At 72.3% G+C, this 6,889-nt stretch carries 5 protein-coding genes; 3 read left to right on the top strand and 2 right to left on the bottom strand.

The annotated features are described in order from the left end of the window. Positions 1-111 precede the first annotated feature (111 nt). A complete protein-coding gene (locus ACZ49J_RS36990; protein ID WP_467455256.1) occupies positions 112-1,335 on the bottom strand; it encodes an extracellular solute-binding protein in 1,224 nt (407 codons plus the stop codon). Between the two features lie 214 nt (positions 1,336-1,549). Here ACZ49J_RS36990 and ACZ49J_RS36985 point away from each other — a divergent pair, with 214 nt between their 5' ends. From ACZ49J_RS36985 to ACZ49J_RS36975, 3 genes are all read left to right on the top strand, one after another. Next, entirely contained in the window at positions 1,550-2,545 is a 996-nt protein-coding gene (locus tag ACZ49J_RS36985; protein ID WP_467455067.1) for an ROK family protein, read from the top strand. Next, positions 2,529-3,797, top strand: coding sequence for an N-acetylglucosamine-6-phosphate deacetylase (nagA, locus tag ACZ49J_RS36980; RefSeq protein WP_467455068.1), 1,269 nt, complete (start codon positions 2,529-2,531; stop codon positions 3,795-3,797). Before ACZ49J_RS36985 ends, nagA begins: the two co-directional genes overlap by 17 nt. A gap of 927 nt (positions 3,798-4,724) precedes the next feature. Further along, on the top strand, positions 4,725-5,651 hold the full coding sequence (locus ACZ49J_RS36975) for a 1-phosphofructokinase (RefSeq protein ID WP_467455069.1): 927 nt from the start codon (positions 4,725-4,727) through the stop codon (positions 5,649-5,651). A 206-nt stretch (positions 5,652-5,857) separates the two neighbouring features. Here the strand turns inward: ACZ49J_RS36975 and ACZ49J_RS36970 are convergent, their stop codons facing one another. Then, positions 5,858-6,823, bottom strand: a complete 966-nt coding sequence (locus tag ACZ49J_RS36970; protein WP_467455070.1) for a CBM35 domain-containing protein — start codon at positions 6,821-6,823, stop codon at positions 5,858-5,860. Positions 6,824-6,889: the final 66 nt, after the last annotated feature.

Below are 6,889 nucleotides of genomic sequence, written 5' to 3'. Positions count from 1 at the left end.
TCTCCACCCTCGAACGAGGAATCCGCCGCGACGACGCACTCACCCACGCCTACCGCGACTGGCTCCATGCCGCTTGACAGGCAATAGGAGCATCAACCGGTGCGGCACGGGTCACTCCTCGGCGTTCTCCGCCGCCACGGCCACCTGCTGCAGCTCCTGCAGCACCGCCTCGGGGTTCCCGTTCGGGGAGACTGCCTTGCCTATCCGCTTCTTGACGGCGGCGCTGACCTCGGCCCAGGACGTCTTGCCGACGGGGGGCAGCTCGGCCTGCGGGAGTTCGTCGAGGAAGGCGGCGAGGTCGGAGTCCGACTTGCTGGCCGCCATGGCCTGCGAGGCGGACGTCGTGACGGGGAGCAGGTCGTACTCGCGGGAGAAGGTCAGCACGTTCTTCCGGCTGTAGACGTAGTCGAGGAAGTCGCCGATCTCCTCGCGGTGGCCGTTCTGCTTGAAGGCCATCATCCAGTCGGCGACGCCCAGGTTGGCGCGGGCCGGGCCGTCGCGGCCGGGCATGGGCACCATGCCGAACTCCACACCGCGCTTCGCGGCTGCCTTCATGAGGGTCGGATGGCCGTTGAGCATGCCGACCTCGCCGCGCGTGAACGCGGCGAACGCGTCGGCGCGGTTGAGCTTCGCGGGTGCCGTCGGGCCGGTCAGGCCCTTGTCGACCAGTTCGTCCTTGAGCCAGGTGAAGGTGTCGACGTTCTCCTCGGCGTTTATCTCGTAGGTGCCGATGTCGTCGGTGTAGCCGGCGCCGCCGCTCAGCAGCCACTGCATGGTCTCGGCCTGGGCCTCCTCGGGGCCCAGCGGCAGGGCGTAGGGGATCTTGACGCCGTCGGCCTTCAGCGCGGCGGCGTCGGCCGCGAGGTCGCTCCACGTCTTCGGCGCGCGGGTGATGCCCGCGTCGGCGAACAGCTTCTTGTTGTAGAACAGCACCCGTGTGGACGCGGCGAACGGCAGCCCGTAACCGACCCGCTTCACCTTGCCCGCGTCGCTGAGCTGCGGCAGGAAGTCGGCCTGCACGGGGATCGAGAGCAGCTGGCCGACCTCGTAGAGCTGGTCGCGTGCGGCGTAGTCGGCGTACGCGCCGATCTGCGCCATGTCGGGCGCCTTGCCCGCCGCGACCATCTCCTTGACCTTGCGGTCGACGTCGTTCCACGAGTAGACGCTGACCTTCACCTTCACCTTCGGGTGGTCGGCCTCGTACTTCTCGACGAGCTCGTCCCAGTACTTCTTCGAGCTGTTCGCCGGGGAGTCGCCGTAGTCGGCGGCCACCAGTCTCAGGGTGACCTCCTGTGCCGTGGCAGGGCCCCCGCAGCCGGCCACCGCTGCCGTCATACCCAGCGCGGAGACCACCGCGAGCCAACCCGTCGTACGCCGCCCACGCGCAGGCAGATGCACCGTCAGACTCCCAAACTCTCGAACCAGACCCGTGTGGCGGCCTGGATCGCAGGCCGTTTGTTCAAGCCTGTACGTCCCGAACCTCGCCACAAGGTCTACACCACGTAAGTGGACTAGACCTCTTCAGGGTACAAGGGTCACACTGTTCCCCGTGAGACATGTCATCGCCCTCGACGTGGGCGGCACCGGGATGAAGGCCGCCCTCGTGGGGGCCCACGGCACCGCCTCCTCCGGCGGGGCGCCCCCCACGCCTCCCCTGCTGCACCAGGCACGCCGGGCCACCGGGCGCGAGCGCGGCCCGGACGCCGTGGTCGAGTCGATCCTCGACTTCGCCGCCGAACTGCGGGCCTACGGCGAGCGCCGCTTCGGCGAGCCCGCGGCGGCCGCCGGTGTCGCCGTCCCCGGCATCGTCGACGCCGAGCGCGGCACCGCCGTGTACGCCGCCAACCTCGGCTGGCGCGACATACCGTTGCGCGCGCTGCTCAGCGAACGGCTGGACGGCGTCCCGGTCGCCCTCGGCCACGACGTGCGCACAGGCGGGCTCGCCGAGGGACGGGTCGGCGCCGGCCACGGGGCGGACCGCTTCCTGTTCGTGCCGCTGGGCACCGGGATCGCGGGCGCGATCAGCATCGGCGGCACGGTCGAGGCGGGCGCCCACGGCTTCGCGGGCGAGATCGGCCACATCGTCGTACGGCCCGGGGGGACCCCGTGCCCGTGCCGGCAGCGCGGCTGTCTGGAGCGGTACGCGTCGGCGGCCGCCGTCAGCGAGGCCTGGGCCACGGCGACCGGGGACCCCGAGGCGGACGCGGCGGACTGCGCGAAGGCCGTGGAGTCGGGCGACCCGCGGGCTCAGCGGGTCTGGCAGGAGGCGGTCGACACGCTGGCCGACGGGCTGGTGACCGCACTCACTCTGCTGGACCCGCGCACGCTGATCATCGGTGGCGGGCTCGCCGAGGCCGGGGAAACCTTGTTCACACCGCTGCGGGCCGCCGTGCGGCGCCGCGTCACCTTCCAGAAGCTGCCCTCCATCGTCCCCGCGGCCCTCGGCGACACCGCCGGCTGCCTGGGCGCGGGACTCATGGCCTGGGATCTGCTGACCACCACTCCTACGACATCGGAGGTACCCCCTGATGGCCACGGCCAGTGAGCGGGACCTGGATCCGAACCCGGATCTGGACCGGCAGACTCCGGTGCGGAACCGCGCCCCGCAGCATTCCCCGCGCGCTGCCGGCGGCGCTGCCGGTGGTGCGCCGGCCACGGTGCTCTCCGGCGCCCGGGTGGTCCTGCCGACCGGGATCGTGGACGGCGGTCGCGTGGTCGTCGAGGGCACGCGGATCGCGGACGGGACGCACGGGGTGGCCGAAGACGCCGAGGTGATCGACCTCACCGGCCACTGGCTGGTCCCCGGCTTCGTCGACGTGCACAACCACGGTGGCGGCGGCGCGTCCTTCACCTCCGGATCGGCCGACGAGATCCTCCAGGGCATCCACACCCACCGCGTCCACGGCACGACCACTCTGGTGGCCTCCACCGTCACCGTGGACATGGACTTCCTCGCCCAGCGGGCGGGCCTGCTGTCCGAACTGGCCGAACAGGGCGACCTCGCGGGCATCCACTTCGAGGGCCCGTTCATCTCGCCGTGCCGCAAGGGCGCGCACTCCGAGGCGCTGCTGCGTCACCCGGAGCCGGCCGACGTCCGCAAGGTGATCGACGCGGCGCGCGGCCAGGCCAGGATGGTCACGCTGGCGACCGAACTCCCGGGCGGCATCGACTCCGTACGGCTCCTGGTGGAGCACGGGGTGATCGCGGCGATCGGGCACACGGACGCGACGTACGAGCAGACGGTGGAGGCCATCGACGCGGGGGCGACCGTGGCGACCCACCTGTTCAACGCGATGCCGCAGCTCGGGCACCGTGAGCCCGGGCCGGTGGCGGCGCTCCTGGAGGACGAGCGGATCACGGTCGAGCTGATCAATGACGGCGTCCATCTCCACCCCGCCTCCCTCGAACTGGCGTTCCGTCATGCGGGCGGCTCGCGCGTGGCGTTCATCACGGACGCGATGGACGCGGCGGGGTTCGGCGACGGGCGGTACCGACTCGGTCCGCTGGAGGTCGAGGTCAGTGCGGGGGTGGCGCGGCTGGTGGAGGGCGGATCGATCGCGGGCTCGACGCTCACGCTGGACCGGGCGTTCAGGCGGGCGGTGACGGTGGACCGGCTGCCGGTGGAGGACGTGGTCGCCGCGATCTCCGCCAATCCGGCGCGGCTGCTGGGGGTGTACGACCGGGTGGGGTCCCTCGATGCCGGGAAGGACGCGGATCTGGTGGTCCTGGACGCGGAGTTCGTGGTGAAGGGTGTGATGCGGCGGGGTGAGTGGGTGGTGGACCCGCTGGCCCCCTGACCCACCTGGGTTCGCGCCCCCGCCGCCGCCCCTACCCGTCCCGGGTCAGCGCCCCCGCCGCCCCTACCCGTCCCGGGTCAGCGCCCCCGCCGCCCCTACCCGTCCCGGGTCAGCGCCCCCGCCGCCCCTACCCGTCCCGGGTCAGCGCCCCCGCCGCCCCTGCCCGTCCCGTCCCCAGGGGCTCCGCCCCTTCGACCCCGCCAAGAGGGCTGCGCCCCTTCGACCCTGCCAGGGGGCCGTACCCCCTGAACCCCGCCCACAGAGGCTGCATCTGCTGGGCCCCGGCCATGGGGTGGCTGCGGCCTCCGGGTCCCAGCCACGGGGGGCTGCGGCCTCCGGGCCCCGACCACGGAGGGCCGCGACCTCCAGGCCCCGACCACGGAGGGCCGCGACCTCCAGGCCCCGACCACGGCGGACCGCGACCTCCAGGCCCCGACCACGGCGGACCGCGACCTCCAGGCCCCGACCACGGCGGACCGCGACCTCCAGGCCCCGACCACGGCGGGCCGCGACCTCCAGGCCCCGACCACGGCGGGCCGCGACCTCCAGGCCCCGACCACGGCGGGCCGCGACCTCCAGGCCCCGGATTCGTCGGGGGCGCGCCCCCCCTGCCCCGCCCTTTCGGGGCTCCGGCCCGGACCCCGTTCGAGGGCCAGCCCCCGGACCCCCGCTCCTCAAACGCCGGAGGGGCCGAACTTTCGCGGCGGGGCCGTCAGGCCGACAGCGGGGGTCTGGGGGCGCAGCCCCCAGGGATGGGACGGGTAGGGGCGGCGGGGGCGGAAAACGCCCGGTGGGCCGACCGCCCCCTCTTTTGGCATGATCAGGACTCGCAACAGCCTTTCGGCAAGCGCATTCTGAAGGTCGGGACCACCGCGGCTCCCGGCACGACGAAGCGCGCCATCGAACCTGGGGGGAGGGGCGGCCCGGGTGATCCTCACGGTCACGCTGAACACCGCTCTGGACATCACCTATCGCGTACGGAACCTCACACCCCACACCACGCACCGGGTGACCGAGGTGACCGAACGCCCCGGCGGCAAGGGCCTGAACGTGGCCCGCGTCCTCGCGGCCCTCGGCCACGAGACGACCGTCACGGGCTTCGCCGGCGGCACGACGGGACACGCCCTGCGGGAGCAACTCGCGCACACCAGGGGGGTCGTCGACGCACTCGTCCCCACCGAGGGCACGACCCGCCGCACCGTCGCCGTGGTCGACGCGACAGGTGACACGACTCAGCTGAACGAGCCGGGCCCCGCCATAGCGCCCGCCGAGTGGGCCGCCTTCCAGGAGGCGTACGAGGACCTGCTGCGCGACGCCTCGGCGGTCGCCCTGTGCGGAAGTCTGCCGCCGGGGGTGCCCGTGGGCGCGTACGCGGTCCTGGTCCGGGCCGCGCGCTCCGCGAACGTGCCCGTGCTCCTCGACACCAGCGGCGAGCCCCTGCGCCGGGGTGTGGCCGCCCGCCCGGACCTGGTGAAGCCGAACGCCGAGGAACTCGCCGAGCTCACCGGCTCCCACGACCCCTCCCGGGCCGCCCGGGACGCCCGCCGCCGCGGCGCCCACACGGTGGTCGCCTCCCTGGGCGCCGAGGGCCTGCTGGCCCACACCGCCGAGGGCCACTGGCGCGCGACGCCACCCCGCCGCGTACGGGGCAACCCGACCGGCGCGGGCGACTCGGTGGTCGCGGGCCTGCTGTCGGGACTCGTGGAGCACCTGCCGTGGCCCGAGCGACTGGCCCGGGCCGTGGCCCTGTCGACCGCGACGGTCCTGACGCCGGTGGCGGGCGAGTTCGACCGAGCGGTGTACGAGGAACTGGTAGGGCGGGTGCGGGTGACGGGAGATGCGTCAGCGGCGTAGGTGTCCAAAAAACACTCCTACCGTTATGGCTGATTCAGCAAGATGCAGAAAGCATTCTTTCCCTGCAGATAGCGTTCATGACATGAACATGCCATTGACATGATGCAATGGCCCACCCAACCCCGGGTGGGCCATTGCATTGCTGAACAGTGAGCGTTACGGGCACTACTTGCATTCAGCAGGAATGCTTCGCCCCGCCATGCCCGTCAGTCACGCCAACCCGCCACGAGCCGCAACTGGTCGAGGTTGGCGTCACAGGAGTTGCCCTGTTCGCAGGAGATCTTGATGGCGTTGGAGCCCTTGTTCAGCTGTATCAGCGCGTAGGTGCTGGTCCAGCCCTTCTCGTAGTCGCCCTCGGAAGCCTTCGAGAAGTTGGCCAGATTCAGCGGGCGCGTCTGGGCCGTGCCATTGACCGAGAGCGTGGCATCGGCGTCCTTGCCCGGCACCCCGTAGTTCACGTACAGCGTGTACTTGCCGCTCTTCGGGACGCCGTTCACGTTCCACGTGACGGACGCGCCGACCGTGTTGAAGCCAGTGACGTACACGCCCCCGTCCGCCTTCGCCCCGGAGATGTCCGACGCCGTGGTGGCTCCGCCCGCGAGCTGCAGGGCCTTCGCGTCGATCTTCGGCAGGTCGGCGTCGGCGTCGGGCTTCTTGGAGGCCGACTGGCTGGGCTCGGTGGACTCCTTGCCGGCCGACGGGGCGGTGTTCGCGCCGGTGTCGCCGCCCGCGTTCTCGCTGTCGTCGCCGCCGAGCATGGCCACGCTGATACCGATCACCACGGCGGCGAGCACGGCGATCGCGCCGATGAGGAGGCCCTTGGTGTTGGGACCGCGGCCCCGGCCGCCCCCGCCGTCGCTGTACGCGGGTGTACGGGTCGTGGGGGCGCCGCCGGGGACGGTCTCGGGCGCCTGGTAGTGCGCGTTCGGCTGGCCGTAGGCCTGCTGCTGCGGCACCTGGCCGTACGCGGCCGTCTGACCGGACTGCTGAGGGGCCTGGGCGGCCTGCTGCCCGTACTGGCGCTCACCGACCGCCCGCACCCTGTTGACGGCGTTCGGGTAGCCGTAGCCCCCCGACGGCGGCTGGGCGCCCCGGGCCTGACCATCGGCGTACAGATAGCCGAACGGGTCATCGTCCTCGGGCGTGCTCGCGCCGTTGTTGCCGGGCGTCATCCCAAGATCTCCTCAAGCGGTGCGGTTCAGAAGCGGTACATGCGTGAGGCATGCGTGAATGGCGAG

This window comes from Streptomyces sp. NPDC030840, from assembly GCF_055572015.1.
This window is presented reverse-complemented; position numbering and strand designations above follow the sequence as displayed.

Excerpts from the sequence above, each read along its gene's own strand:
- ACZ49J_RS36970 (WP_467455070.1), bottom strand. The coding sequence starts at position 6,823 with ATGACGCCCGGCAACAACGGCGCGAGCACGCCCGAGGACGATGACCCG.
- nagA (WP_467455068.1), top strand. The coding sequence starts at position 2,529 with ATGGCCACGGCCAGTGAGCGGGACCTGGATCCGAACCCGGATCTGGAC.
- ACZ49J_RS36990 (WP_467455256.1), bottom strand. The coding sequence starts at position 1,335 with ATGACGGCAGCGGTGGCCGGCTGCGGGGGCCCTGCCACGGCACAGGAG.